Source organism: Ruicaihuangia caeni, from assembly GCF_040536845.1.
In the GTDB taxonomy this organism is placed as follows: Bacteria; Actinomycetota; Actinomycetes; order Actinomycetales; family Microbacteriaceae; genus Ruicaihuangia; species Ruicaihuangia caeni.
In genome coordinates, this window is record NZ_CP159582.1 from 166,686 (window position 1) to 192,938 (window position 26,253).

Consider the following 26,253-nt stretch of genomic DNA (forward strand, 5'->3'; position numbering starts at 1 on the left):
CGTCATCGCCCTCGCGCCACTCGGAGCAGTTCACCGCCGTATGCGCGCCAGCCGACGGTCTCGGGCGTGATGCGTCGGCGGTTGTTGCGCGGCCGGCGCAGCGGCTCTCCGTCCGCCTGCTGAGCGGTGGGCTGCGGGGCTCCACGGTTCGCGGCAGCTCCATCGCGGTTCGCGGCCGCTCGGGCCAGCGCGGCTTCGAACGATGTCACATCCGCCAGAGCGGGGGGAAGCTCGGCGTCCGCAGCGTCGGATGCGGCGAGGTCGGATGCGGCGAGGTCGGATGCGGCGACGGAGGGTGCGAGCGTCAGTCGGGCTCGTCTCGCCACATCGTCGGCGGACGAAGCAGTCTCAGCGGGCGGCGCATCGGCATCCGCGTGCAGCACTGTCACGGAGTGCTCGGTCACGCCGAGCAGGAGCCGACGGCCATCGGCCTCGATCATCACCGCTTGGGCCTTCGGGGTGAGCGCCTGCCTGCTGACCACCGCGATCGCAGGCGCTTCAGGCTTTGCCGCTTGGCGCCTGGCGACCCGTCGCTGCACCCACCACAGCACGGCGAGCAGGGCCGCCAGGGTGAGCAGCACGCGGAGTGCGAGCAGGAACTCGTCCAATGCGGCTCAGCTCAGCGTTTCGGCCGTATCGAGGATCTCGGTCACCCGAACGGCGTAGTCCTGATCGATGACGACGATCTCGCCGCGCGCGATTAAACGGCCATTGAGCAGCACATCCGCCGGTGCGCCGGCGGAGCGGTCGAGTTCGACCACCGCTCCGGGCTCCAGGCCCAGCACGTCGCGCACCGACATCCGCGTGCGCCCGATCTCGACAGTCAGGGCCATCTCGACGTTGTGAATGCGCGCCAAGCGATCGAGCGATGGCACCGCTCGCACAGGCGACGCCGATGGCTGCTCGCGCAGACGAAGAGCGAACCAGCCCGCGGGCCGTCCTGCGGCTGCCAGCTCGAAGAGCACCGTCTGGGGGTCTGCGATGAGGTCGGAGGCGTCCCCGCTCGCCGGCTCACCGAGCACACCTTCGCCGAGCACCGCCGCCGCCGCCTCGAGCGCGGGACGCACGACATCGGCGCTCGACACGAGCGGTGTCGTCGTGCCGGCGATCGCTGCAAGGTCGCCCTCGGGAGCGAGCACGATCGCAAGCCTGGCCGATGCCGTACCGACGAAGTCCGCGGTGATCGCACTGGCTGCGCGCTGGGTCACGAGCCCGCGGTCGTCGACCGGGACAGCCTGAAGGGGCACAGTGCTCGGCAGCAGCCGGACGAGCGCGTCAGCCGCGTCATTGTGAAGGGTGAGCGTGGGACTCATGCGGGGTTCTCCACTCGTGTGTTCTCTTCGGTGCTGACGACGATGCAGGCGAGCCGGGTGCCGCTGCGGCCCACTGCCGCGGTCGCGAGGGGTTCGCCGTCGACGGCGAGCCTGAGCGGGCGGTGCTGCGGATGGGGCAGGCGCAGGACATCGCCCACCGCGAGCGAGAGCACCCGCTCGGGTGTGATCGTGACGGGGGCGAAGCGGGCACCGACCGTGACCGGCACCTCGCCGAGCTGCGACCGAAGCGCGGCGTGCGATTCGGCCTGGTTCACCGCGATGGCGGCTCCCCCCAACTGCGGCAGGATCGTGTCGGCCGGGATCGCGACCGTCGCAGGCGCGAGGTTCTCCCCGACTCGGATGAAGAACCGGGCGACGATCATGAGCTCTGCCGTAGGCGCCGCCTGGGCGAATTGCGAGTTGTAGTGCACCTTCTCAACCGCGAGTGCAGCCGGAAGCAGCGCCCCGAGGCTGTAGCCGAGGTCTTCGAGCGCTTGCTCCATCACCTTGCCGAGCAGCGCCTGCTCGACCGCGGTGAACTGCCGCTCGGGCACCGCTCCGGTGACCGTGCCGCCGAGCATCGAGCCGATCCACGAGAGCCCGGCGGAGGTCGGGAACTGCACGACGGCCTTCGACTGGTGCCCCTCGATGGTGCAGAGCACCATGGCGGTCGTCGGCGGCAGGGATGCCGCGTAGTCGTCGTAGCGGGTCATGATGACCTGCTCGCAGCTCACCTGTGCCATCGCGCGCACGCGGCTCGTGAGTTGAGTGCCCCATTGGCGTGCGAAGGTCTCGAACGCGAGCTCGAGCACGCGACTGTGCTCTCGGGCGAGGGTCGACGGGCGCCGGAAGTCGTACAGCTCAATGCTGCGCAAGGGGCTTGCGGGCACGCCGCCGCCCACGTGTTCCTGGACCGTCACATGCGCGACTATCGGCCGCCGAGCGGCGTTGGTTAGCCGCGGCATCCGCTCGATCGGCTCCACCGGAGGGCGTCGGCTCTGGATGCGCGGAGCCGACCATCGAGGCGGCGGTCAGTCGAGGAGCGCCGGGATGAGGTTGCGGACCTCTTCCGACTCGTCGGAGAGCACGACGATGTCGACACGGCGATTCAGTGAGCGGTCGGCGGCCCCATCGGTTTCCACCGGGCGTGCCGAGCCGTAGCCGATCGAGCTGACCCGAGTCGCCGCGATCGACAGACGCTCGACCATGTGGCGAAGTACTTTGGTCGACCGGTCGGCGGAGAGCTCCCAGTCGGTCGCGTACGGCCCCGAGTCGCCCTCGGGCTCGGCGTGCCCCTCGATCGAGACCTGGTTCGGGATGCCGGAGATCGCCGGTGCGATGACTCCGAGCACGTCGCGCGCGAGCGGCCGGAGAGCCGCGCTGTTGCCGTCGAAGAAGGTCTCAGCACCGACGAGGCGGATCGTGAGGCCGCGGGAGTCGATGTCGAAGCGCACGTTCTCGGCGATGCCGTGCCTGGTGAGGTCGGCGCTGATGCGGTCGCGCAACGCGATGAGGTCGTGAAGCTCGCGCTCAGCGGCTGCACGGAGCGCTTCCTCGTCGTCCTCCACTGTCTCCGGGATCACGGTTGTCACGGGGATCGCGTCGGGGTCGTCGCTCTCCTCGATGCCGAAGCCGTTCTGCAGCGACGCGCGCAGTTCCTCGTACTTCTCCTGGTCGACCGTCGACATCGCGAAGAGCACGATGAACAGGCACATGAGGACGGTGACCATATCGAGGTACGACGCCATCCAGCGCTCGTCCGGGCCATCGTTACCAGCCCCCTCTCCGCCGTAGCGGCGGCGCGTACGCCCCGCCTTCCCCGCACTCCGCTCTCGGCGCACGGTCACGCCGCTTCTTGAAGGCTGCTCTGCTTTGCCGGCGCGGCGGAACTGCGATCGGGCGCCATGGCGCGCAGCTTCTCAGCGAGGAGCCTGGGCTGGGCGCCTGCCTGCACGGCCATGACACCCTCGAGCACGAGACTGAGCTGGTCGACCTCGAGGTCTGCCAGGCGGCTGAGGCGAGTGCCGATCGGCAGCCAGATGAAGTTCGCCGAGAGCAGGCCCCACAGGGTCGCGACGAACGCCGTCGCGATGGCCGGGCCGAGCGTCTCGGGCGACTCGAGGTATTCGAGCACGTGAGTGAGCGACACGACCGTGCCGATGATGCCGATCGTGGGCGCGTACCCGCCCATGACGCTGAAGAACTTCGCTGCCGTGCGGTTCTTGCGGTCACGAGTGTCGAGCTCGTCTTCGAGGGAGTCGCGGAGCTCCTCGGCATCCGTGCCGTCGGCGACCTGCTGAAGGGCCCGCTTCAGGAAAGGATCATCGACGCTCTCCGCTTCTCGCTCCAGTGCGAGCAGCCCCTCGCGACGAGCGACCTCGGCAAGGTGCACCAGCTGCTCGATGAGCGCGTCGTTCGAGGGCAGCTTGCCGCGGAAGGCGTGCGGCAGGGTCTTCACCGCGAGGATGCTGTCGCGAATCGTGGAACTCGCGATGGCGACCGCGATCGTCGCACCGAAGACGAGGATCATCGGCGCTGGGATGAGCAGCGAGGTGACGCTCGCTCCCTCGAGGAAGATCATCGCGAGCAGCGAGCCGAAGGCGAGTGCGAGACCGATGATCATCGCGGGATCCATCAGCGCACCCCCTCTGGAGCGGACTGAGCTTCGAAGGACTGAGCGCCGAACGACTGAGCGCCGAACGACTGAGCGCCGAACGAGAGCGCGCGCGCAAGCACGCGGGCCCGCTGCGCTTCGGCGCGGTCGATCACCTCGGCCACGGTCTCGGCGACGATGTAGCGCGAGCCGTCGATCATGACGATCGTGGTGTCGGGCGCGGCGTGCACCCGTTCGATGAGGTCAGGGTTCAGCGCGAACCGACTCCCATTGAGCCGCGTGACCTCGAGCATGCCTCTTCTCCCGCAGGGCGTGGAACGTAGCCGCCCGGCACTCCCTACTCTCGGTCGCTGAGTACGGAGCGTTAGCAGGAGCACAGTTGGAGCGTGTAAGGAGTCGCGGGGCGGCGCCGGAGCAGCCGATGGGGCTATGGATTAAGGAAGCATCGGCGCGCAACCCAGGATGGCGTGACCGCGTTCGTCGATCTGATGACGACCCGGCGGGCTGTCGGAGTGCTGGGCTGCCCCGCCGTCGACTGACCAGAGCAGTCCGTCGAAATTGTCGCTCGTGGCGTCGCTGTCCGTCGACCATATTCCAAGAGCACCTTCGCTCGCGCCTGCTGGGCCCGTGTACGCACCGACAATGAACCAACTCCCCGTTGCAGCGTCGTGGCGAGCAAGCGCCGTTTGCAAGGAGTTACGGGCATCCCGGTTAGCAATCGACGTGTTCAACGCGGCCAGCGTCGCTTGGGACACCACAACGCACGGCTCGGCTGCAGGCTTCTCGGAAGGTGGCCTCGGACCTGAGTGCCCACCTTCATCGTGGACCGCACCTCTGGCACAGCCGGACAAGAGCACCACGAGCATCAAGCTCAGCGCGACCCGCATGCCGTGATGCTAGCGAAGAAGCGATGCCCGAGCGGGCAGTAGGGCACGGCCCTCCATCGGCTTTCAAAGGCGAGCACGAGGTAGCGACCGACGTCCGGTCAGCCTGCGAGGCTGGAACGCAGCTCTACACGGTCACGTCGCGCGTGCGGGTATCGCGGTTCAGCAGGAGGCCGAAGAGCAGCATGGTGACGGCGAGGATCAGGTGCAGCCAGTTGTCCGCGTTGTTCAGGGGCACGAAGTTTGCGACGTGCTCGCCCTGGAAGAACAGGCCGTAGAGCCACAGCACCGCGTAGATGACGCCGCCCCAGATCAGAAACCCGCGCGAGCCGGTGACACTCCGTGCGAACGCGAGGCCCGCGATGCCGAACAGAATGTGGACGATGTTGTGCAGGATCGAGACTTGGAACAGGCCGAGCAGCAAAGCTTCGGAGTCATGCCCCGCGAACTGCATCGTGTCGTAGTTGGTGGTGATCCCGGGGATGAACCCCGCGATGCCGACGACCAGGAAGACGATTCCGTAGATCATCGACACTTTCTGCACTGCGGTTTCCGCGTAACCGTACGCGACATTGGTAGCCATGATGAGCTCCTCCGTGTTTGGGCACATTGAACCCCCCGCACGGGAGCCTCGCTAGAGACCAACGAATCTTTCTCCCAGATCAGAAGGCGCTTCTCCCACTTCCCGGCGCTTCGACGCCCTCTGAGTCTCCGCTCACGACACCGCGGACGCGCTTGCAGCCGCGACGCTCGTTGAGCGAGGCGCTGTGGGATTTGCTTCAGAGGACGATGAACGCCCGTCTCCTCTCATGTTCGCATTGCGATGCGGATGCGGGATTTGGTGCTGGGTCGCCAGGTGCCGGTCGGGTCGAGCCATGGCGGGGGTTTCACCCATGGGGTGCCGTGGCGCATGCTGATCTGCCAGCCGCTGGTGTCGATGGTGCGGTGGTGGAAGTAGCAGAGGCTCACCCCGTTCTCGACGCTGGTTGGTCCGCCGAGGCTGGCGGGCGTGACGTGGTGGAGCTCGCACCACGCAGCGGTGATGCTGCAGCCTGGGATCACACACCCGCCGTCGCGGAGGGTGATCGCCCGTCGTTGCTGCGCGGTGAACACCCGTTGCGGGGTGCTGAGGGAGATGATCCCGCCGTGCGTGTTCACGATCGCCGGTTGGATGCCGCCGTTGCAGGCGTAGGCGCGGGCCTTGACCATGCTCACCGGCTCGCTGATGCCATCGACCATCGCCGCCCCGCTGCCCCGGTCGAGATCGCGGTGCTGGACGGCGACGATCACCGTCGGCGGTGCCCCACCGATCGTCGGCGCGTCGGCGGCGCGGGCGGCGGTATCGAGGATGCTGGCCAGCACATCATGCCGGCGCTGATCGAAGGACCGCGGATCCGGCTTCACGAGATCGTTCGAACCACCGTAGACCGGGGTGCCACCAAGATCGGACGCGACCGTCACGCCTGCTCCGAGGCCCGCTGCAGCCGCGCCGGCACGGTTGGCGCCCGAGGCAGCCGCAGGATCCGAGGCCGCCCACGCCTCTCGCTGTCCTGACGGGCTCGAGGCGCTGTCGGCATCCGCGCCCGAAACCGAATCGGAGTCCTCGAACGCGACTTGGCGTCGCGGTGACAGGTGCGCATCCAACTGCCGTTGCAGGGACGCGGCGACCTCGGGCATCAGCATCCCGGTGATCGGGATCAACCCGCCCTTGGCCCGACCCAACCGCAAGAACCGGCGCGCCATCGCCTGCTCATCCGAGATGAGCACACCGTCAGGGTCGATCGCGGCCCGCCACACCTGCGCCTGCACCCGCACCTCATCAGCATGGAACTCGCCCGCCGAACCGGTGACCGCCGCCTCCGCCGCGACGAAGTCAACCTCGAGCACACCCCCGGCCGGGCACCAGGTCACGATCCTCCACCGGCGTCACACGATCCAGCAGCGGCCCGAACGTGGTCACGATCGCCGTCGCCGTATCAACGCCGATCCGACCCTCCCGCAGCGCCGCCGCCACCGTCGGAAACGCCGGCGGCACCGTCTCGCCGGTGAGCGTCGTCTCTGGCGTGAGCCGCTCGCCCAGCCGCAGGCGGCGCTGCGCGGTCACCGCGCTGACGCCGGTGACGCGCTGCACCAACTCGACCGCGGTGCGACAACCGTGACGCCTCGCCATCGATTCCTCACCAAGGCTCGTGCGAGACCGACGACCAATCTCACCAGCGACCAAGACCCGAAGCGAGTCAAGAAGCCGGCCGGCCCGCTCCGCGACCTCGAGCAACTCGATCAGGCCAGCGTCATCCGCGCTGTCGATCCGAGCGTGCTGCGCCTCAACGAACGCCACCAACCCCGCAGGCAGCAACGCAGCATCGACCGCGCCTGCCCCAGCGGCGGCGCCAGAAGCCGCGTCGCCCTCGCCCGATCGGTGAACCATGACCCGATGCTGTCACCAGCCCCGACATTCACGATCCACGAAAAACCCAGATCAGCAGCCGCTTTCCTGTGGAGAAGACGACCCCTGTGGAGGAAATGTCGCACGCCGGCTCAGGCCCGCCGCCCAAGCGTAGAACTACCGCTTGAGGTTCGTGAGCTCCTGCAGCACCTCGTCCGACGTGGTGATGATGCGGGCGTTCGCCTGGAACCCGCGCTGTGCGACGATCAGGTTGGTGAACTCCTGCGAGAGGTCGACGTTCGACATCTCAAGCGCACTACCGAGCACTAGCCCGAGACCCTCACTACCTGCCGTGCCAAGCGCCGCGGCACCCGAGTTCAGGGTGGCGCGGTACGACGATGCTCCGGCCTTTTCGAGCCCCACAGGGTTGACGAAGTTGGCCAGCGCGAGCTGCGCGAGCACTTCGGTCGCTCCGTTGCTGAACGCGCCAACGATCGATCCGTCTTTCGCGAGCGAGAAGGATTCGAGTGTGCCTGCGTTGCGGCCGTCCTGCCCAGTGACCGTGGCCGTGGTGAGCCCCGCGTAGCCCGTCACCGCACCGAAGTCGACCGCCACACCGCCGATGGTCATGGCCGGCGCAGCGTCCAGCACACCGTCGGTGAACGTCAGTGAGGCGGTGACCGCGCCGCTGCCGTCGTCGCCGCTCACGTCCCAGCCCGCGGCCGATTTGGTGAACGTGAAGCTCAGCATCCGGCCGTTGCCCGCCGCGTCGAACACCTCGACCTCGCGAACGAGCTGGTCGCCCACGGTTGCATCCGAAGGCAGGTTGCCGCCGAGGCTCGCTGTGGTGGTCGCGACCGCGGGCGCGATCGCCCCGAGCGGCAGCGTGATCGGGCCGGCCGGGCCACCAGCGCTGACGGTGCCACCCGCGGCGGCCCACCCCTGCACGAACGCGCCGTCAGCCGTCACGAGCCGACCCCGCGCATCGAAGTCGAACGCGCCCGAACGCGTGTAGAGCGTCTCGGTGCCCTGCCGCACGACGAAGAAGCCGTCTCCGGCGATCATCATGTCAGTGCTGCGGCCGGTCATCTGGGCCGAGCCCTGCGAGAAGTTCGTGGTGATGCCGGCCACCTGAACACCGAGGCCGACCTGTGCCGGGTTGGTGCCACCCACGTTCGCGGCGGGGCGACCCGCGCCCTGCACGAGCTGCGACAGCGTGTCCTGGAACTGCGTGGCGGATCCCTTGAAGCCGGTGGTGTTGACGTTTGCGATGTTGTTGCCGGTCACATCGAGCATGGTCTGGTGCGAGCGCAGTCCCGAGATGCCGGAGTACAGGGAGCGGAGCATTGTGGTGCCCTTTCGGTCGAGTTTCGGAAGTTCGGAGGTGGATGCCGCGGCATCCGTCGGTTCGTGGAGGCGGTCGCGCGGTCTACGCGGCGCCGGGCGCTGCGCCGGGCGTGCTGCCGGGGACGGGCGGGATTGCTGTGACCGCGTCGAGTGCGATCGACCTGCCATCGATCACGAGCGCGGGCACCGCGCCGGCGAACGACACGGACGACACGAGCCCTGAACGAGCCGCGCCGTCAGCGTCGAGATACTCGACCGTCTGACCGATCAACGCCGCCGCAGTGCTGCGCATCTGCAGCGAGAATGATTCCTCGCCGGTGCGCGCCAGGGCCGTCAGTTGCTCCATCATCGCGAGCTGGGTGCTCTGCGCGATCATCTGATTGGTGTCCATCGGCGAGCTCGGGTCTTGATTGCGCAATTGCGTGACGAGCAGCTGCAGGAACACCTCGCTGTCGATGGTCTGCTTGCGCTCGACCGGGCGGCCGCTGCCGGCGTGCACGCCGGAAGCTCCGCCGAGTGCGTCGATCGTCATCTTGTGGCTCCGTTCAGCAATCCGGTCAGGTCAACAGGTCGATGGTCGCGCCGAGCCCAGTCAGTGAGACCGGCAGTGCAGTGGGTCGCGCCTCGGTGACGGGCAGCGCCGAGTCGGATGCCGCGAGCTCCGCGGCCGCGCGATCAACAGGGGCCCCACTGCTCGCGTGGCCATGCTCACCCGTTCCTGCATCGCGCGACTCGCCGTTCAACGATCCGGCCGCCGACCCGGCGTCGCGGGCAGCGCTGCCCTGGCCGCCGCCATTCGAGGTGGAGGCATCGGCGAGGTCGAGTCGCGCTCCGGCGTGCAGCATCCCGAGTTCGCGTCGAAGATCGCCCAGCATCCCCCGAAGCGCTTCCCGGCCCTGGTCCGGTGCGAGGAGTTCGATGCGGATGCCGTCGGTGCCGATGTTCGCGCGCACGGTGACCGGTCCGAGCTGCTCGGGCTGCACGCTGAGCGTCACGGTGTGCTCACCGGCCCCGCGCGAGGCGAGCGCGAGGATCGGCCGACCCAGCTGTTCTGCAAGCGTTGCGTGCGCGGCCCTCGGGGCAGACGTGGCGTGGGCCTCGGCAGGCGCATCAGGCGCGGGCGCTCCGGAGGTCGGCGTTCCCGCGGCAGCTGCGGCGGCGCCGAGCAGGGACCCACCCGCAATGCCCGCGTCTCGCATCAGCGGGGTCGGCGCAGCGCCGAGAGTCGATGTAAGACGCGCCGCCTCTGCTGCCGCATTTCCCGCCGGCGAGCTCGCGCTCATGAGCGAGGCGAATCCGTCCACTGGTGCGCCGAAACCGCTGCCCCCGGCCGCTCCCGGCATCGCGCCGAGCACCGAGGCGACGGCCGCCGCGGCATCAGCGGTGGTGGCAGGGCCGCTCACGAGCGGCAAGGCGGCAGGCGCAGTCTGCACGGGTGCCGCGCCCGGCACGGTTACCCGCCTGATGGTCTTGATGTCGGCATCCGTGAGGTAGTTGGGCTGCAGAGACACCGTGCGGCCCGCATACGGCGCGTGGATGATCTGCCCGTCTCCGGCATAGATGACGATGTGGTCGGCGTTGTGCGTCACGATGAGGTCGCCCGGTTGCGCATCCGCGAGCGAACTCACCTCAGTGCCGAGATGCTGCTGGTGCCGCACGAGCCGTGGCACGTCGATGCCGAGATCGGCGAACACGCGCTGCACCAGCCCTGAGCAGTCCATCCCGCTCCGGTCTTCGCCCCCGAACACGTACGGCACACCGAGGTATCGCTTCGCCGCCGCGACGATCGCCTCTCCTCCGCCTGCCCCGTGCGCACCATCGACGGCGAGCCCGACCGCCGAGCTCGGGTTCGCGCCGAGCGCGCGGGCGAGCGAGCCGGCGAAGGCGCTCTCGGTCGGTCCTGGCGTGCCGCGCGAGTGCACTCGGTCGAGCAGCGTGCGCAGTTCTGATACGCGCGATTCGATGGCGCCGATACCGGCGGATGCCGGTGCGATCTGCGGCACGGTCATACGACTCCCCCTTCGTCAGCCGCGCGGAGCGCGCCTCGCAGCCCGGCCACCTCGTCGAGGCGCAGTTGCTCGGCGTGCTGCGCTGCCTGCTCGGCCTGCCGAGCATGTTCCTCGGTCACCCGCTCGAGTGCGCGGCTGCGCTGGAGAGCAGCTCGGTGCTCCGCCTCCGCTTCGCCTACCGAGCGATTCTGTGCCGCCCTCGCCGCGGCCAGGGCTGCCAGCATGCTGCTCATCGCCGCCCGCGACGCTGCCAGCGCTGCGAGTGCGTGCGGCGATGTGGGCTCCAGCGGCAGCAGGCCCAGTTCGTGCTGCAGGGCGGCGGACCTCGCCTGCAGCTCCTCGGCCCGCCGTCGGCGGGCGGCGAGTTCCTGCGCGGCGCGATCAGCCTCGGACCGGCGCAAGCGCAGCAGCGAGAGCAGGGGCGACGCGGCCTTCATGCTGCGGCCCCGAGAAGCGCGGCGAGTCCCTGCAACTCAGCCCAGGCCCGGTCGGCCGGAACGAGTTCGTCGAGGCGTTGCGTCAGGAATGCCTCAATGGCATCGGAGTGCCGCAGCGCGGCATCGATGCGGGGATTCGTTCCAGCGTGATACGCGCCGACGTCGATGAGGTCGCGGGAACCGGCGCGCGCGGCGAGCACTCGTCGCAATGCGGTCTGCGCGGCGCGCTGCTCGGCATCCGTCAATCGACTGGACAGTCTCGACACCGAGGCGAGGGGGTCGACCGCGGGGAAATGCCCTGCGACGGCCAATTCACGGGTGAGCACGATGTGGCCGTCGAGGATCGACCGCGCTGCGTCTGCGACCGGCTCATTGTGATCGTCGCCGTCAACGAGCACGGTGTAGATACCGGTGATCGAGCCGCTCTTGGCGGGCCCGGCGCGCTCGAGCAGGCGTGCGAGCATCGAGAACGTCGACGGCGGATAGCCGCGCGTCGCGGGCGGCTCGCCTGCCGTGAGCCCGATCTCGCGCTGGGCGGCCGCCGCACGGGTGAGCGAGTCCATCATGAGCACGCAGTCGGCCCCGTCGTCCCGGAAGGTCTCCGCGATGCGGGTGGCGAGGAACGCGGCGCGCAGGCGCATCAGCGCGGGCTCGTCCGAGGTCGATACGACGACGACCGAGCGTGCGAGCCCCTCTGGGCCGAGGTCATGCTCGAGGAACTCGCGAACCTCGCGACCGCGCTCGCCGATCAAGGCGATCACCGTCACCTCTGCCGTCGAGCCCCGCGCGATCATCGACAGCAGCGACGACTTCCCCACCCCTGAGCCTGCGAAGAGCCCGAGGCGCTGCCCGCGTCCCACCGGTGTCAGGGTGTCGAGCACGCGCACGCCGAGCGGCAGCGCGGTGGCGATGGGGGTGCGCTCCAACGGTCCTGGCGGGTCATTGGTGAGCGACACCCACGACGAAGGGCGCAGTGGGCCGAGACCGTCGATGGGGCGACCGAGACCATCGAGCACGCGTCCGAGCAGAGTGGCACCGGTGGGCACGAGCGAGGGATGCGCCTGCCGGCGCGCCGGTGCGCCGACCCGGAGCGCGGACGGGTTGGTCAGCGGCATGCATCGCACGCGACCAGTGGATGCCGCGACGACTTCTGCTGCGACGGGCGCCGCATCGTCGATCATGATGACTTCGCCGATCGCCGCGTCGAGCCCCGTGACCTCGAGGCTCAACCCGACCATCGACGACAGCCGCCCCACGCGGTGCGGAGCCGCCGAGCGTCGGGCGCGGTGGAGCGCCGCTTCAATGGCTGGTCGCATCCCTGAGGCGGATGCCGCTCGCGTCGCCGGCATCACGGCGTCATCTCCTCGAGGCAGGCCTTCGCACGTTCGAACGCGAAGCGGAGCCTGGCGTCGATCCACCCCTCGGGCAGATCGGCGATCGCGTCACCGCGATCGAGCGATGCATCGTCCACGATCGGCGGCAACGACTCGGCCGATCCCGCTCTCAGGAGCGCCGCGTCGACGGGGTGCATGCGGATGCCCACCGCCTCGCCGGCATCCGGATGGGCCAGCACACGACTCAGGGCCGCCCTCGCCGCGTGCTCACCATCGCGCAGCTCGGTGCCGAGCACCGCTTCGCTCAACTCGACGGTCGCTCGCAGGAGCAGGCTTTGCGCGTCTCCCGTGAGCTCCGCGGCGCGTTGCCGCAACACCTCGGAAGCGGTGGTCAGGGCAGCGACACGCTGCTCCTGCGCCTCCGCCATCGCGCGGGCGGACGCCTCCGCCTCCGCTTTCACACGGGCCAATTCATGTTCAAGCTCGGCTCTCGCGGCGCGCATGCCGGCCGTGTACCCCGCCGAGAACCCCTCCGCGACCGCCCCTGCGGCACGACGCTTGTGCTCGGCATCGTGCACCGCGGGGTACTCAAGTCGAGCGAAGGCGATGTCAGTAGACATACTCCTCCTCGTCGCCGCGCTGCACGGTGATCGCCTCCTGCGCTTCGAGGTCCCGAATCGTGCGCACGATCTCCGCCCTGGCCTCTTCGACCTGCGAGAGCCGCACGGGCCCGAGCAATTCGAGCTCGCCGTCGAGCACCTCGCGGTTGCGCTCAGTGAGGTTCGCGCGAATCACCGACGAGACGGCTTCGGGAGCGCCCTTCAGCGCGAGCGCCAAGGTCGCGGCGTCGACGCCTCGCAGCACCAGCTGCGCATCGCGCGGTTCGAGCCGTGTGATGTCGGCGAAGGTCAGCATGCGGGACCGCACGGCCTCCGCGAGCTCCGGGTCACGCTCGTCGAGTTCGCTCAGCAGAGACTTCTCGATCGTCACATCGGCGCGGTTGATGATGTCGACGAGCGGCTGCACGCCGCCGACCGCCTCGGCCTCGCGCAGCGCCGCGACCGCCCCCACGCGCAGCTTCATGGTGTCGGCCACGAGTTGCACGGCATCCGGTGCTGCAGATCCCATAGTGGCGAGGGCCTGCGCGACATCGGCACGAGCCTCTTCGGGCAGCACCCCGAACACCGAGCTAGCCCGGTCGGGACGAAGGTGGGCGAGCACGAGCGCGACGGTCTGAGGCAGCTCGCTCTCGAGCAGCCCTGCGACCTGCGCCGGATCGAGGGTTTCGAGGAACTCGAACGACTTGCCGGCAAGACTCGACGCCACCCGGTTCATGACTCCCGCGGCACGCTCAGCACCGAACGACGCTTCAAGGAGCCCTGCTGCCACATCGTGGCCACCGCGCGACGCGACCCGACCATGCCGCGCGATGTCGTGGAACTCGCTGAAGGCCCGCTCGACCGCCTCAGGGGCGACCCGTCCAAGGCGGGTGATCTCGGCGGCGATCTCTTCGGCTTCAGCCTCGGTGAACTTCGACATGACCTGCGCAGCGGCGGCAGGGTCGAGGTTGAGCAGCACGATCGCCGCCTTCTGTACTCCGGTCAGCTGCTCGGCAGCGGTGATGACTGTTGTCGTCATCTGGCCGCCTCGATCGGAGTCGTCGGCACGGAGGCGGTCACCGCCGCGGGTTCGCCCACGGAGAGTTGCGGCACGGCGGCGAGTGAAGGTTGCTCTGCCATGAGCCCGCGGAGGAAGTCGGCCGTGCGCTCAGGGTCGCGCGCGGCGAGCGACTCGATCTCGGCACGGCGGCGCGCGGCCGAAATCACCTCGGGAAGCTCCGGCTCATCGTCCACGGGCGGCGGCACGACCTCCTGGTAGTCGAGCGGCGCGGTGGGCGGCGCCTCAATGGCGGCCGGCACGGCGACGTGGCGCCCGCGCCCGCGGCGCTTCATCATCACCACGGCGAGCAGCAGTGGCAGGAGGATCGCCAGGGCGATCATGACGATCGTCGCAATGCGCCAGAGCTGTTCCTGAAAGGCCGCGTCTCGCGCAGCCTCGAGCTCTGCGGCGGCCTGCTGGGCAGCGGCCTGGCTGAAGGGCACGACTTCGACGGTCACCGAATCGCCACGGTCGGTGTCGATCCCAGCAGCACTGGCGACGAGCGCCCGCAGGTCTGCCGCGCCGATCCCTTCCGCCGCGGCACTATCGACCGCGACCGAGACGCTCTGGCGCACGAGTTCGCCCGCCGGTCGCACGGTCGACTCGGTCACTCGGTTGAGCGCGTTGTTCCTCGTGCTGGTCTCCGAGTTGTACGCGCCGCCCTGCGCATTCCCGGGCACCGCGATGTTGTCGGGGCCGAGCACGCCCGCAGCGGTGTCGCCGTTGCCGGTGTACTGCTCGGTCGTCGTCGATTCGTTGATCGCGGGTGCGCCCTCGGGGTTGGTGTAGGTCTCCTCGAGTCGCTCACCGGTAGAGAGGCTGAGCTCTGCCGCCACGACGACCGTCGCGTTGCCTGTGCCGACGACGCGGTCGAGCATCGCCTGCACCGCGGTGCGAACGCGGCTCTCGTAATCGCCGGCGCGCTGGTCGGCGGTTCCGGCCGTGCCCGTGCCGACGGCCGACAGCACCGTGCCGTCGGCGTCGATGATCGCGACGTTCTCGACCGGCATGCCCTCGACGGCCGCCGAGGTGAGATGCGCGATCGCCTGCACCTGTTCGTTCGAGAGGGTCGTGCCCTGCGAAGTCTCGATGAAGACACTGGCCGTGGGGTCGGCCTTCTGCGCAACGAACACCGTCTCTTCTGGAATCGCCAGTCGCACGGATGCCGTGCGCACGCCCTGCATGGCACCGATCGTCGCCGCGAGCTCACCCTCGAGCGCACGCTTGTAGGTGACCGATTGCTGGAACTCGGAAGCTGTCACGCCCATCTGGTCGAGCAGCGAGTACCCGCTGGCGCCCGCGCTCGGCATCCCCGCCGCCGCGGCCTTCAGCCGCTGGTCGTAGACGTGCGCCTCAGGCACGAGGATGGTCGACCCGCCTGCCTGCAACTCATAGGGAACGTTCTCAGCACGCAGTTGCTCGACGATGGCGCTGGCGTCCGCGGCGCTCAGCCCGGTGAACAGTGGGGAATAGGCGGGACGCAGCAGCCACGATCCGAGCGCGACGATGCCGAGCGCGAGCACGGCGATACCGATGAGCGCGATGGTGCGCTGCGCAATGCTGAACCCGGCGACCACCGCGCGGGCGCGCTGGAACAGGGAGGTGACGGCCTGGGGCATCAGGCCTGCATCCGCATGATCTCGTTGAACGCATCGACGCCCTTGTTCCGGATCGCCGCAACCAGCTCGAGGGTGACTTGGGCCCGGCTCGAGGCGATGGTCGCCGCGTGGATGTCGGTGAGCTCACCGGTTACCGCCTTGATGGCGAGGGTCTTCGACTCGGCTTGCAGCGCTTGGGTGCCGTCGACGGCGCGGCCGAGCGCCGCCGCGAACCCCTCGCCCGACGCGCCCTCGGTGCCGCGAACGGCGTCCGTGGCGCGCATTCCGGGCATCGCGGGCATCGCGGCGATGCCGGGCAGCGCGTCACCGATCGCGCCGATGGGGAACGTCATGCCTGCCTGCCGATCTGCAACGCCGCCTCGTAGCTCGACCGCGCGCGCTCGATCACCGCGGCGCTGGCCTGGTACCCGCGCTGGGCGAGGATGAGCTGGCCCATCTGGGCGGCCATGTCGATGTCGGGGTAACGCACGTAGCCGGCCTCGTCAGCAAGCGGGTGCTGGGGGTCGTGCACCATGCGCCCCTCCGGGTCGCCCCAGGCTGCGCCTTCGACGTACACGCCAGACCCTTCTGCGCCTTCGCGGGCAATGAGGTATCGGGCCTGGAACGCCGCCCCGTCGGTCGGTCGGGCCGTGTTGATGTTCGCCAGGTTGTCGGCGACCGCGTCGAGCCATTTCCGATGCACGGTCATGCCGGTGCCGGCGATGCCGAGCGCGTCGAAGGTCACGAGCTGCTCCTCATCGCGGCGCGGATCGAGCTGAAGCTGCCGCTGATGGACTGCGTGGCGAACTGGTAGCGAAGCACCGTGTCGATATTCGACAGCGTCTCGGTCTCGAGGTTCACATTGTTGCCGTCGAGACGTGTCGGCTCGAGCGAGCGACCCTCGCTCGCGGCGGCACGTCCGTCGCCCGCGGCCACCGAGGAGGCGAGGGCGGATTCGAACTGCACGCGTCTGGCTGTATAGCCCGGCGTATTGACGTTCGCGATGTTGTTGGCGATGGCCCGCTGGCGCTGCGCGAGCCCGTCGAGTGCGCTGCTCAGCGCATTGAAAGACACGGATTCGAACACTGCAGTTCCCTATTCGGCGTTGTTGTCGAAGGGCGGCCTATCCATGGCCTGGCATTGAGCGATCCGTGCTCGACTACAGCTATCGGCAGTCGACTGCGAAGCGTTAGCGAGCGCCGTGTTGTGCTTGTACTGGGGCGGCGGACGGCGTGCGTCAGCCTGTGACGTCGAGGAACACTGCCGCGTGCTCCTTCGCGGGCGGCACTGTGTTGAGCGCGCGCAGGTGCTTCTTGACGCCTTCCGCGCGCGTCTGCAGTTCAGACAGGCGTTGCTCCTGACGCGCCAACAAGCGCTCGGCACGTGCCCGGAGCGATTCCGGAATCGGGATCAGTGATGCCGGGGGCTCCCACCCCGCAGAGAGACCATGCTCGTCCTCGAGCGAGCGTTCCAGGCGCTCGAGCTCGGCGGCCCATGCATCGAGGCCGGTGCAGGCAGCGCCCGCTCCCCGAGTCTCGGAGGAGTCAGGCGACACCGAGCACGCCGCCCTGCTCACTCGTCGCCGTTGAGGCGGGGGGCGCGACAGACATGCCTGCCAGCACCTCGTGCCAGGCCGACTGCAACGGCTCGAGCAGTGCGATGCACTCGATCACGGCTTCGGCGTCATGCCGGATGTTGGCGTGAATCAACCTCGACTGCACCCACTCGTACACGGCTGCGAGCTGCGTGCCTTCGGCCCATCGGCTGGTGTCGAGCGACACCGCCAGTTCCTGCACGATCCGCTGGGCGTGGAGGAGTTGAACAGAAGCCTCTGCGAAGTCGCCGCCGGCTTGAGCGCGCTTCGCGCGATGGAGATCGACGAGCAGCCGGTCGTACAGCATCGTGACGAGTTGCGCGGGGCTCGCCGAGAGCACGGCGTCGCGCTGGTACTGGTTGAGGCCCGTGGTCATCGCTTGCTCCCCTGCCCAGTGCTGAGACCCGCCAACTGTGAGCTCAGCCATGACGACTGCGCGTTCAACTGACCCATCGCCACCTCGAGTGCTGCGTAGGTGCGCTGCAGGGTCGTGCGTCGCTGCTCGAGCCGTGCATCCCACTCGAGCACCTGGTCGCTCAAGCGCTTGACGGTCGACTCCTGACCGGTGATCTTCTGAGTGAGGATGCCGTCGTACTTGTCTGAGACGAGGTCGCTCGCCGATGCGATGCGTTCCGCGATGACGGTGATCGCTCGCTGGGCGAAGGCGGCGTCGTCTGCCAGCGCGGCGGTGAACTTCTCCTCGTCGAACTCGATCGCACCCTGCCGAGTGATGGTGATGCCGATCTCGGAGGGCGAGCGCCCATCGACCGGGCCGATCGCAGCGTCCGTGAGTCGGCTTCGCACATCGCGGACCATGCTGTCGCCGGTGAAGATGCCACCCTTGGTGGTGCTGCCTCCGGCGCCGTTCGACACCGTCACCGCTGAGTTGGTCGCGATGTACTGCACGAGCTGGCCGATCATTCCGGCGAACTCGGTCACCGACTCGGTGATCGTCGCGTCATCGCGCGCCACGTCGATTGTGACGGCATCGGTCGAGGTCTCCCGCACGGTGACATCGACACCGGGCAGCAGGTCGGTGAAGGTGTTGCTCGACGAGGTGATGACCTGCTCAGCACCGGTGCCCGCCCACAGTCGCACCTGAGCGTCACGGGCCGGCACCACATCGGTGAAGCCGCCAGCCGAGACCGTGAACGCGCCCTCGGTTCCGGATGTCGCCGACGTGAGCTGCAATCGCGCAAGGCCGCCGCCCACCGACACCTTCGTCGCCGAGACGCCCGCGCCGCTCGCGTTGATCGCAGCGACGAGGTCGTCGAGAGCACCGCTTGCCGGGTCGACGACGACACTTCCGGCGGCCGTCGAGATGGTGAGCGGCCCCGCAGTCCATTCGCTCATCGCTGCTGAAACGCTGCTCTGCCGCGACGCCAGCTGATCGACGATGATGTCGATGCTCCCGGCAGCGGTGCCGGGGCGGGCGGTTGCGGTGACGGCATCCGAACTGCTGCTGGCTGCAGCGGGAGCGAGCGCCTGTGGCTTCAGCAGTTCCTTGGCTCGTTCGCCAAGGGCCGCTACGCGCGAGTTCAGGTTCTGCAGGGCGCTCAGGGTCGTCTGCGTGGAGGCGACTTGCCGCTTGAGCAGCGTCTGAGGTACCGCCTCGATCTGCATCAGGGAGTTGATGAGCGCAGTGGTGTCGAGCCCGCTCGCGAGACCGTCGATAGCGAACGCCATGCGGAGCCTTTCTGATCGGGGCCGGAGCGTGTCGGGTTCGGAATTCGGTCAGGGATGCCGGTGGTACTACGAGCCCGGCGACGGCGCGAGAGGTCCAGTTCTCGCACCGCCGCCGGGTCGTTCAGGCTCAGCCTGTTCAGTGCCGCGGCCCGGGGTGGCCGGGCGCGCGGCGACCGGATCAGCCGAGCAGCTGGAGCACGCCCTGGTTCGCGGCGTTCGCCTGGGCGAGCATCGCGGTGCCAGCCTGCGAGAGGATGTTCGCGCGGCTGAAGTTGACCATCTCGGCTGCCATGTCGGTGTCGCGGATGCGCGACTCAGCGGCCGAGAGGTTCTCGCGTGCCACGTTGAGGCTGTTGATGGTCGACTCGAAGCGGTTCTGCGCCGCACCGTAGCCCGCGCGAGCGGTCGACACTGCTGCGATCTCGGTGTCGATCGAAGCGATCGAGGTGAGCGAGTTCGCCGCCGAGTCGACAGTGAGCGCCTTCACTGTGGCGCCGAGTCCCGAGAAGTCCGTCAGGGTGACGGCGATCTGGTCTTCGGCTGCCGTGCTGCCCGCACCGACCTGGAACGTCAGAGTCGGCACCGAACCATCCATCAGCTTGATGCCGTTGAAGTTGGTCGAAGCGGCGATACGGGTGAGCTCGTCGCCGAGGGCGTCGATCTCGGTCTTGATCGCTGCCCGCGAGTCGGCGTTGTTCGAGTCGTTGCCCGCCTGAACAGCGAGGTCGCGAACACGCTGCAGGATCGAGTGCACCTCGGTCAGCGCGCCTTCAGCGGTCTGGATGACCGAGACGCCGTCCTGCGCGTTGCGAGCGGCGACAGCCAGACCGTTGACCTGCGCACGCAGACCCTCGGAAATGGCCAGACCCGCGGCGTCGTCAGCAGCACGGTTGATGCGCAGACCGCTCGAGAGCTTCTCGAGCGACTTCGACAGGTCGTTCTGCGTGTTCGACAGGTTGCGGTGAGCGTTGAGCGCCGCAACGTTGGTGTTGATCTGCATACCCATGGTAATTCCTCCGTGACTGGGTGTGGTGACACCTGCCCATCCGTGGGCCGGCTATCCAGACCTATCGGCAGCACGTGACCCGCCGTTAGCAATCGCTCTGGCAGCCGCGCTCGGCAGCCCTCAATCCAGGTGCTCGTCGATCGCGGCGAGGAGCAGCGGGTCCGCGAGCAGCCGGAAGTGCCCGACTAGCGGCAGCTCCACATTCACCGCGCGCTCGAGCCTGCTCCCCTCGGGGATGTGCGGATCGACACGCGGATAGATCGAGACGATGCGCGAGTTCGCCTCCCGCTCCGCGGCGAGCGCGCGGAGCGAGGCATTCGCGGGGCGGAACGCTCGCAAGCTCGGAGCGATGAAATAGTCGGCGTACCGGGAGCCGGCAAACGGCGTGGCGATCGCGATCAGCTTGTCAACCCGATCGGGGGCGCTCAGCAGCATCCGCTTTCCGATGAGTCCGCCCTTACTGTGCGCGACGATGATGACGTGCTCCAGTGACGCGCGCTTCAGGTACTCGGCGCCGAGCTCGGCCGACTCGTCGATCGGGCGCAGGTTGAAGCCGAGGCCGGGAAGCGTGTGAACGCGGTGTCCACGCTCGCGCAAGTGCTGCTCGAGCGCGCCCAGAAACCCTGACGTCTCCCAGACGCCTGGGATCAGCAGCACCGGATGTCGTGACGGATCCCCCTCGTTCACAAGCGGCCTCGGTGCGCGCGCGCTCATCGCCTGCTGGCGGATCGCCCAGCGGTAGTCGCGGGCCAACTCACGCAGCGTGGCGCGTCTCGATCCGTTCATCGAGCGGTTCCCATTCCCGCTCGCGCCCTGAGTGCCCTCGCGTCCGCCGTTCATCGCTGTGCCGCGTGCTCCTCGATGAGCCTTGCGGCGCGCGCAGGGTCGGTGAACATCATGACGTGCGCACCCTCGACCTCTTCGAAGCGGCCATCGGGGGCCAGCTCAGCCAGTCGCCGCGACCAGACCGCCGGAGCGATCGGGTCGCGGTCGCCACGAAGCACGAGGGTTCGAGCGGTCAGCAGCGGCATCCGCCTCTCGATGCGGTCATCGAGCAGGTGCGGCAGCTGCCGGAAGTAGTACACCGGTCCACAGCGGACGATGTAGTCCCAGACGACGATGGCGTTGGTCAGCGGCGGCTCACGCAGAAGGTCGTGCCCCAGTCGAAGGCTCGCCCGAAGGAAGGTGCGTGCGGCCGGATCCATCGTCGGACCGATGAGCACGAGGCGATCGGTGACATCGGGACGGTCGACTGCGAGACGGGTGACGATCTGCGTCCCCATGGAGTGACCGACCAGCACCGGGTCGACGAGTCCGAGTGCGTCGAGCAGTTCGGCGAGCACTGCTGCATGCTCACCGAGGCTGACGTCTCGTCGGGCGCTCGGCGCCGCCCCGTATCCGGGCAGGTCGATGAGGTACACGGGGCCGTACTCGGCGAGCGCTACCGCCAGGGGGTGGAAATAACGCGATGAGACACCGATGCCGTGCACGAGCACGAACGGAGGGCCCGAGACCGTGGAGGGGAAGCGTTTCGCGAAGACCCCGAGGTCGCCGAGGCGGGCTCGTCCGCTCCAATAGGTGGTGCCGCGCCACACGCGCGCTCTGAGGCCTTCTTCGATCGCGCGCCCGGTCACCTCGCCAGCCTAGGCTGGCCGCTGCTGATCGAGCAGGGCTCTGTGGCGACTTCGACCGTGGGCAGGAACGGGAGCGGGCAGGAGAAGCGCGGGATCAGGACAGCATCAGGACGCGACCGACTCGGTGAGCGACGGCCTGCGCAGCAGCGGGTGCGCCGCCATTCTCGCGAGGTAGGCGATGCGCTTTGCGGCCGCGGCGCCGGTGACCTCGCTGACGGCCGGTGCGCCGACGTGCGACAAGGCGACCGGCGCTCCGGATGCCGAGTGCGCTTCGTCGGAGTCGGAATAGTGCGCAGCGAGCCCCTCCCTGAGCAGCTTCACCGCGGCCGAGCGCTGCTGCGACACCGCTGAGTGGGTGATGCCCAACTCGCGGGCGATCTCTGAGACGCTCTTGTCCTGGAAGTACACCTGATCGATGACAGCGCGCTGTCGCTCCGGCAGTGCCTCCACTGCTGCTCGCAGGTAGGCGAGGCGTTCTTCCACGAGGAGGTTCTCGCCGGGTGCCTCCGCGTCGGAGGCCAAGCGGTCGGCGACCGTCTCATCGAGCGGCTGCACCGTGCGCGCCGCGTCGTTCAGGGCCTCCACCACGGCGGCGCGATCAAGACCTGTCGCCGAGGCGAGCTCCTCGACCTCGGGAGCGCGCCCCAGCGCATTGGAAAGCGTCTCGCGCGTGGAGGTCACGGCCTTGATGCGTTCACGAGCTCCGCGCGTAGCCCAGTCGGCTGCGCGCATCTCGTCGGCGAACGCGCCCATGATGCGGCGACGTGCGAAGGCGCCGAACGGCACCCCGTAGGCCGGGTCGAACGAATCAGCTGCCGTGACGAGCGCGAGGGCACCGGCCGCCGCGAGATCGTCACGAGACAGATGCGACGCGCGAGCCCACACCTCGGAGACGAGGTAGCCGACGAGCGGAAGATTCTCCACCACGAGCCGATTGCGTTCGGCTCTCGCCGCCGCCGGATCGTCGGTATCCCGGTCTGTGATCCCGATCGAAGTCGGTGCCGAACTGGTCTCGGACAAAGCCACTGCGTTCTCCCCCTGAGCGCTGCCATGTCATGTGCTGACGCACATCTGCTGAACCTATTTGCTCGGGTGGCGGCTCCAGTTCGGGTTGTCGGGGGCCTGGGTCGGCGGCCCCGCGACGCTGCAGCCTGTGTTGAGGCTAGCTCAGTGGTCTCGGGCCACAGCGCTCCCCCGATGCCCCACTTCTGGGCCCTCCCGAACGGGTCACGTTGGCCAGCCGCACTGGCGCAACCACGGGCTTTTCCCTTACCGCGCGGGCCGGACCGGGAGACGCCCACGACTTCGCCCTCGCGCCGCGCTTACGCGGCCGCACGGGCGGCCGAGAGTAGTCTTCGAACCGGATCGGCGCTCCAGCCGGCGCGAAGCCGGCGGCATCCCCCCGAAGTTGCCGGTGTCTCTTGGAGGAAGCGTGGGCTCGAACGAACTGTCGGCCGTGCTGTGGCGCGAGCGAGAACTGCTCGAGACCGTGCTGTTCAAGCTCGAGACTCAGCGCTTGCTGCTGACCGCCGGCGAGAGCCGCTGGCTTCCGCTCGCGACGCGTGAACTGGAGCATGTGCTCGAGAAGCTCCGCGGCGCTGGGCTCGGCCGCGCAGTCGAGGCATCGGCGGTCGCTGAGGCGTGGGGCGCCCCCGAGCAGGCCACCCTGCGTGAGCTCATCCAGCACGCACCAACCCCCGCGTGGCGCGAGATCCTCACCTCGCACTTCGACGCGCTCAGCCAGCTGACGAGCGAGGTCGCGGCACTGCGCGATTGCAACACGCGCCTGCTCGAGACGGCCTCGCGCGCCGCACGAGAGACCCTCGACGGCATCGGACGGGATGCCGGCACTTACTCGGCCGACGGCAAGCCGCAGCGCGACGAGGGTTCGAGCCGTCTGCTGGACACCTCACTATGAGGCACCGCGCGCGAGTCCTGCGCAGAGGCCTCGGGCCCGCCGCGCCTTCATGGCATGAGCGATCCCCACTGACGAACGGAGACACCCCTTGAGCACCTTCGGCGCTCTGAACACGGCTTGGAGCGGGCTCGCGGCGGCCCGCCGCGGTGTCGATGTGGTCGGTCAGAACATGGCGAACCTCAACACACCCGGATACACACGCCAGCGCGTCACTCAGGCGGCCTTGCCGCCCGCGTCGAGCTTCGGATTGCTGCAATCCGGAGCGCCGACGCCCGGACTCGGCGTTTCGGTGCTCGGTGTCGCTCGGATCGGTGACGAGTGGGTCGACGCCCGCGTGCGCACGGCATCGGCATCCTCGGGCTACTGGGACGTGCGGGCCGACGTGCTCTCGCAGATCGAGAAGTCGTTCAACGAGCCGAGCGAGCACGGCCTTGCTGCTCGCCTGCAGGCGTTCTGGTCGTCGTGGGAAGACCTCGGGAACCGGGCCGGTGAGGCGGCCCCGGCAGCGGCGCTCCTCGAGACGGCGCGCACCCTCACGACCTCGATCGCTGAGGGCTACCGGAGCGCTGCGACCCTCTGGCAGCAGACTCGTACGAAGGCCGACGCGCTCGTCGCCGAGGTCAACACCGCCGCTGCCCAGGTCAGCGACTTGAACGCCCAGATCCGAAAGAACCTCGCTGCGGGCACATCGCCGAACGAACTGATCGATCAGCGAGCCCAGTTGATCGAGCGGATCGCCGCGATCACGGGCGCGGAGTCCCGCCCGGCGGCTGACGGCACCGTGGAGGTGCTGGTGGCCGGCAATCCACTCGTGAGCGCCGACCGCACCTATCCGCTCGCGCTGACCGGGGATTACGTGCTCGGTGGCGCGGCCGTCACGCTCGGATGGGAGCGCGGTGGCGCTCCCGTCGGCCTCGAGGCCGGCGAGCTCGCCGGAACACTGGCGGCGCTCGCCCCGGCGACCGCCGGCGGCACCGGCGGCCTGATCGCTGAGACAGCGGAGACCTACAACCGCCTCGCGACCGCTCTCGCGGCTCAGGTGAACGCCGTGCACCAGACGGGCGAAAGCGTGACCGGCGCCTCGGGCCTCGACTTCTTCTCGCTCGATGCGGCCGCGCCGCCAGCGCTCGGGCTCGGCGTGGCGGCGACGGGCGTTGCGGATATCGCCGTCGCCGCACCGGGCGCCGGCTCGCTGGACGGCTCGATCGCGGATGCGATCGCTCAGCTTCGCAACGGACCGGGGAGCGTGGACGCCACCTGGTCGACCTTCGTCACCGGAACGGCAGTGGCATCCCGGAGCGCAAAGCAGCAGTCGACCCTTTCGGCGCTGGCCCTGGATGCGGCCCGCGACCAGCAGGCCTCGGTCGGCGGAGTCGACCCTGACGAGGAGACGTTGAACCTGATGATGTACCAGACCGCCTACCAGGGTGCGGCCCGAGTCATCTCGACGATCGACGAGATGCTCGACACGCTCATCAACCGCACCGGTCTCGTCGGCCGATAGAGGAGGAACGGTGATCAGCAGGACCCCCGGCTCGTTGATGGCGAGCAACGCGCTCATGAACCTCAACTCCGCGCGCGCCGAACTGGCGCGGCGCCACGAGCAGGCCAGTTCGCAACGCGCGCTGCTGGCGCCCTCAGACGACCCGGCCGCCACCGCGACGGCGATGCAGGTGCGCTCTGCGATCTCGTCGAACGCGCAGCACGCGCGGAACCTCGACGACGCGAAGGGCTGGCTCTCGACCGTCGATGGAGCGCTCGCGTCGACGACCGGCATCCTGCAGCACGTGCGCGACCTGACCGTGCGTGGTGCGAACCAGGGCGCTCTGTCGTCAACGGCGCGCGAGGCGATTGCGGCGGAGCTCGACGGGCTCGCCGACGACCTGCTGGCGCAGGCCAACACCCAGTACCTCGGCCGGTCGGTGTTCGCTGGCACCTCGGGCGCTGGAGTGGCCTTCACTCCCGCCTTCGCCCACACAGGCACCGGCTCGCCAGTGGAACGCCGGATAGCCGACAACACGACGGTGCGGGTGGATGCCGACGGTGCCGCCATCTTCGGCACGGGCACCGGCTCGATCTTCGCGCTGGTGCGGAGCATCGCGGACGACCTCCGAGCGGGAACGCCGGTCGGAGCGCATATCGGCGCCGTCGACAGCCACCTCGACAGTGTGCTCGAGCACCACGCGGCCGTGGGAGCGCGGCACAATCAGATCATGCGAACGGAGGGGCTCAACATGGCGGATGCCGTGTCGCTCGAAGCTGCGCGCTCAGGGGTCGAGGACGTCGACCTGGCGGAAGCGATCATGAACCTGCAGTTGCAGCAGACCTCCTACCAGGCGGCGCTGCACGTGACGTCGAGAGTGCTGCAGCCCACGCTGATGGACTTCCTGGCATGAGCCGCCTGCTTCGACTGCTCGAGCCGCTGCCCGGTCTCGACGGGCAGGTCGACTACGTGCTCGACCAGGTCGAGGGCGCGATCGGACTCTACGCACTCCGCGCAGCGTCGCCGGGGCAGACCTCGTCCGCTGCCGAACCGGCGCAGAGCGGCGGCGGTGCCCGATTGTTCGTGCTCGATGCGGGCGAGTGCCTGCCGTCGTACTCGCCAGAGCTCAACGACGAGGCGGCCGACGCCCTCGGCATCCGCACGCCCGACGCCGCCGAAGTGCTCGTCGTGGTGAACCCGGCGGACGAGGCGACCACCGTGAACCTGCTCGCTCCCATCGTCGTGAACAAGGCGACTGGGGCCGCTTCGCAGGTGATCCTGGACGATGCGTGCTGGCCGCTCAAGGCGCCGCTGGCCGAGCTGCTCGGATAGCACCCGAACCCGCGGCTGC

At 68.9% G+C, this 26,253-nt stretch carries 31 protein-coding genes; 4 read left to right on the forward strand and 27 right to left on the reverse strand.

Annotated features, from left to right (window positions below; all coding sequences use genetic code 11):
- Window positions 1–2: 2 nt before the first annotated feature.
- From ABV606_RS00755 to ABV606_RS00885, 27 genes are all read right to left on the reverse strand, one after another.
- Window positions 3–608, reverse strand: coding sequence for a flagellar biosynthetic protein FliO (locus tag ABV606_RS00755; protein WP_353987981.1), 606 nt, complete (start codon window positions 606–608; stop codon window positions 3–5).
- Window positions 609–614: 6 nt separating this feature from the next.
- Window positions 615–1,313, reverse strand: coding sequence for a flagellar motor switch protein FliN (gene fliN, locus ABV606_RS00760; RefSeq protein WP_353987982.1), 699 nt, complete (start codon window positions 1,311–1,313; stop codon window positions 615–617).
- Window positions 1,310–2,233 (reverse strand): flagellar motor switch protein FliM, encoded by a 924-nt coding sequence (locus ABV606_RS00765; protein WP_353987983.1) that lies wholly within the window; start codon window positions 2,231–2,233, stop codon window positions 1,310–1,312. Before ABV606_RS00765 ends, fliN begins: the two co-directional genes overlap by 4 nt.
- Before the next feature lie 111 nt (window positions 2,234–2,344).
- Window positions 2,345–3,160, reverse strand: coding sequence for a flagellar motor protein MotB (locus ABV606_RS00770; RefSeq protein WP_353987984.1), 816 nt, complete (start codon window positions 3,158–3,160; stop codon window positions 2,345–2,347).
- Window positions 3,157–3,948, reverse strand: a complete 792-nt coding sequence (locus ABV606_RS00775) for a motility protein A (RefSeq protein WP_353987985.1) — start codon at window positions 3,946–3,948, stop codon at window positions 3,157–3,159. Before ABV606_RS00775 ends, ABV606_RS00770 begins: the two co-directional genes overlap by 4 nt.
- Window positions 3,948–4,220, reverse strand: coding sequence for a flagellar FlbD family protein (locus ABV606_RS00780; protein WP_353987986.1), 273 nt, complete (start codon window positions 4,218–4,220; stop codon window positions 3,948–3,950). The genes ABV606_RS00775 and ABV606_RS00780 overlap by 1 nt, the downstream gene beginning before the upstream one ends.
- A gap of 718 nt (window positions 4,221–4,938) precedes the next feature.
- Window positions 4,939–5,394, reverse strand: a complete 456-nt coding sequence (locus ABV606_RS00785; RefSeq protein WP_281487661.1) for a DUF4383 domain-containing protein — start codon at window positions 5,392–5,394, stop codon at window positions 4,939–4,941.
- A gap of 224 nt (window positions 5,395–5,618) precedes the next feature.
- Window positions 5,619–6,722, reverse strand: coding sequence for an HNH endonuclease signature motif containing protein (locus ABV606_RS00790; protein WP_353987987.1), 1,104 nt, complete (start codon window positions 6,720–6,722; stop codon window positions 5,619–5,621).
- Window positions 6,685–7,239, reverse strand: a complete 555-nt coding sequence (locus tag ABV606_RS00795) for a DUF222 domain-containing protein (protein WP_353987988.1) — start codon at window positions 7,237–7,239, stop codon at window positions 6,685–6,687. The genes ABV606_RS00790 and ABV606_RS00795 overlap by 38 nt, the downstream gene beginning before the upstream one ends.
- Window positions 7,240–7,374: 135 nt before the next feature.
- The gene (locus ABV606_RS00800) at window positions 7,375–8,544 is read right to left on the reverse strand and encodes a flagellar hook protein FlgE (RefSeq protein ID WP_281487659.1); all 1,170 of its coding nucleotides are present in this window, start codon (window positions 8,542–8,544) and stop codon (window positions 7,375–7,377) included.
- 82 nt (window positions 8,545–8,626) lie between these two features.
- Window positions 8,627–9,076: a flagellar hook capping FlgD N-terminal domain-containing protein gene (locus ABV606_RS00805; protein ID WP_353987989.1), complete on the reverse strand. Its 450-nt coding sequence runs from the start codon at window positions 9,074–9,076 to the stop codon at window positions 8,627–8,629.
- 25 nt (window positions 9,077–9,101) lie between these two features.
- Entirely contained in the window at window positions 9,102–10,553 is a 1,452-nt protein-coding gene (locus ABV606_RS00810) for an NlpC/P60 family protein (RefSeq protein WP_353987990.1), read from the reverse strand.
- Window positions 10,550–10,990, reverse strand: coding sequence for a hypothetical protein (locus ABV606_RS00815; RefSeq protein WP_353987991.1), 441 nt, complete (start codon window positions 10,988–10,990; stop codon window positions 10,550–10,552). Before ABV606_RS00815 ends, ABV606_RS00810 begins: the two co-directional genes overlap by 4 nt.
- Window positions 10,987–12,339 carry a FliI/YscN family ATPase gene (locus ABV606_RS00820; RefSeq protein ID WP_422785342.1) on the reverse strand — a complete coding sequence of 451 codons (1,353 nt, stop codon included), beginning with the start codon at window positions 12,337–12,339 and terminating at the stop codon, window positions 10,987–10,989. The genes ABV606_RS00815 and ABV606_RS00820 overlap by 4 nt, the downstream gene beginning before the upstream one ends.
- A complete protein-coding gene (locus tag ABV606_RS00825; protein WP_281487655.1) occupies window positions 12,339–12,944 on the reverse strand; it encodes a FliH/SctL family protein in 606 nt (201 codons plus the stop codon). Before ABV606_RS00825 ends, ABV606_RS00820 begins: the two co-directional genes overlap by 1 nt.
- Entirely contained in the window at window positions 12,934–13,962 is a 1,029-nt protein-coding gene (gene fliG / locus ABV606_RS00830; protein ID WP_353987992.1) for a flagellar motor switch protein FliG, read from the reverse strand. Before fliG ends, ABV606_RS00825 begins: the two co-directional genes overlap by 11 nt.
- Window positions 13,959–15,602: a flagellar basal-body MS-ring/collar protein FliF gene (gene fliF, locus ABV606_RS00835; protein WP_353987993.1), complete on the reverse strand. Its 1,644-nt coding sequence runs from the start codon at window positions 15,600–15,602 to the stop codon at window positions 13,959–13,961. The genes fliG and fliF overlap by 4 nt, the downstream gene beginning before the upstream one ends.
- The gene (gene fliE, locus ABV606_RS00840) at window positions 15,602–15,934 is read right to left on the reverse strand and encodes a flagellar hook-basal body complex protein FliE (protein WP_435415183.1); all 333 of its coding nucleotides are present in this window, start codon (window positions 15,932–15,934) and stop codon (window positions 15,602–15,604) included. Before fliE ends, fliF begins: the two co-directional genes overlap by 1 nt.
- The gene (locus tag ABV606_RS00845; RefSeq protein WP_353987994.1) at window positions 15,931–16,326 is read right to left on the reverse strand and encodes a flagellar basal body rod protein FlgC; all 396 of its coding nucleotides are present in this window, start codon (window positions 16,324–16,326) and stop codon (window positions 15,931–15,933) included. The genes fliE and ABV606_RS00845 overlap by 4 nt, the downstream gene beginning before the upstream one ends.
- Window positions 16,323–16,667, reverse strand: coding sequence for a flagellar basal body rod protein FlgB (locus ABV606_RS00850; RefSeq protein WP_353987995.1), 345 nt, complete (start codon window positions 16,665–16,667; stop codon window positions 16,323–16,325). Before ABV606_RS00850 ends, ABV606_RS00845 begins: the two co-directional genes overlap by 4 nt.
- Before the next feature lie 151 nt (window positions 16,668–16,818).
- Window positions 16,819–17,136, reverse strand: coding sequence for a hypothetical protein (locus ABV606_RS00855; RefSeq protein ID WP_353987996.1), 318 nt, complete (start codon window positions 17,134–17,136; stop codon window positions 16,819–16,821).
- Entirely contained in the window at window positions 17,126–17,551 is a 426-nt protein-coding gene (gene fliS / locus ABV606_RS00860; protein ID WP_353987997.1) for a flagellar export chaperone FliS, read from the reverse strand. Before fliS ends, ABV606_RS00855 begins: the two co-directional genes overlap by 11 nt.
- The gene (fliD, locus tag ABV606_RS00865; protein WP_353987998.1) at window positions 17,548–18,861 is read right to left on the reverse strand and encodes a flagellar filament capping protein FliD; all 1,314 of its coding nucleotides are present in this window, start codon (window positions 18,859–18,861) and stop codon (window positions 17,548–17,550) included. The genes fliS and fliD overlap by 4 nt, the downstream gene beginning before the upstream one ends.
- Before the next feature lie 178 nt (window positions 18,862–19,039).
- Window positions 19,040–19,867: a flagellin gene (locus ABV606_RS00870; RefSeq protein WP_353987999.1), complete on the reverse strand. Its 828-nt coding sequence runs from the start codon at window positions 19,865–19,867 to the stop codon at window positions 19,040–19,042.
- A gap of 120 nt (window positions 19,868–19,987) precedes the next feature.
- Window positions 19,988–20,653 carry an esterase/lipase family protein gene (locus ABV606_RS00875; RefSeq protein WP_353988000.1) on the reverse strand — a complete coding sequence of 222 codons (666 nt, stop codon included), beginning with the start codon at window positions 20,651–20,653 and terminating at the stop codon, window positions 19,988–19,990.
- 50 nt (window positions 20,654–20,703) lie between these two features.
- Window positions 20,704–21,501 (reverse strand): alpha/beta fold hydrolase, encoded by a 798-nt coding sequence (locus tag ABV606_RS00880; RefSeq protein ID WP_353988001.1) that lies wholly within the window; start codon window positions 21,499–21,501, stop codon window positions 20,704–20,706.
- A 105-nt stretch (window positions 21,502–21,606) separates the two neighbouring features.
- Entirely contained in the window at window positions 21,607–22,527 is a 921-nt protein-coding gene (locus ABV606_RS00885) for a sigma-70 family RNA polymerase sigma factor (protein WP_353988002.1), read from the reverse strand.
- A 406-nt stretch (window positions 22,528–22,933) separates the two neighbouring features.
- On the opposite strand from ABV606_RS00885, the gene flgN reads away from it, so the two are divergent.
- From flgN to ABV606_RS00905, 4 genes are all read left to right on the forward strand, one after another.
- Entirely contained in the window at window positions 22,934–23,419 is a 486-nt protein-coding gene (gene flgN, locus ABV606_RS00890) for a flagellar export chaperone FlgN (RefSeq protein ID WP_353988003.1), read from the forward strand.
- Between the two features lie 88 nt (window positions 23,420–23,507).
- Entirely contained in the window at window positions 23,508–24,923 is a 1,416-nt protein-coding gene (gene flgK / locus ABV606_RS00895; protein WP_281487642.1) for a flagellar hook-associated protein FlgK, read from the forward strand.
- 10 nt (window positions 24,924–24,933) lie between these two features.
- Window positions 24,934–25,815 carry a flagellar hook-associated protein FlgL gene (flgL, locus tag ABV606_RS00900; protein ID WP_353988004.1) on the forward strand — a complete coding sequence of 294 codons (882 nt, stop codon included), beginning with the start codon at window positions 24,934–24,936 and terminating at the stop codon, window positions 25,813–25,815.
- Complete coding sequence (locus tag ABV606_RS00905) at window positions 25,812–26,234, forward strand: flagellar assembly protein FliW (protein ID WP_353988005.1); 423 nt, start codon at window positions 25,812–25,814, stop codon at window positions 26,232–26,234. The genes flgL and ABV606_RS00905 overlap by 4 nt, the downstream gene beginning before the upstream one ends.
- Window positions 26,235–26,253 lie beyond the last annotated feature (19 nt).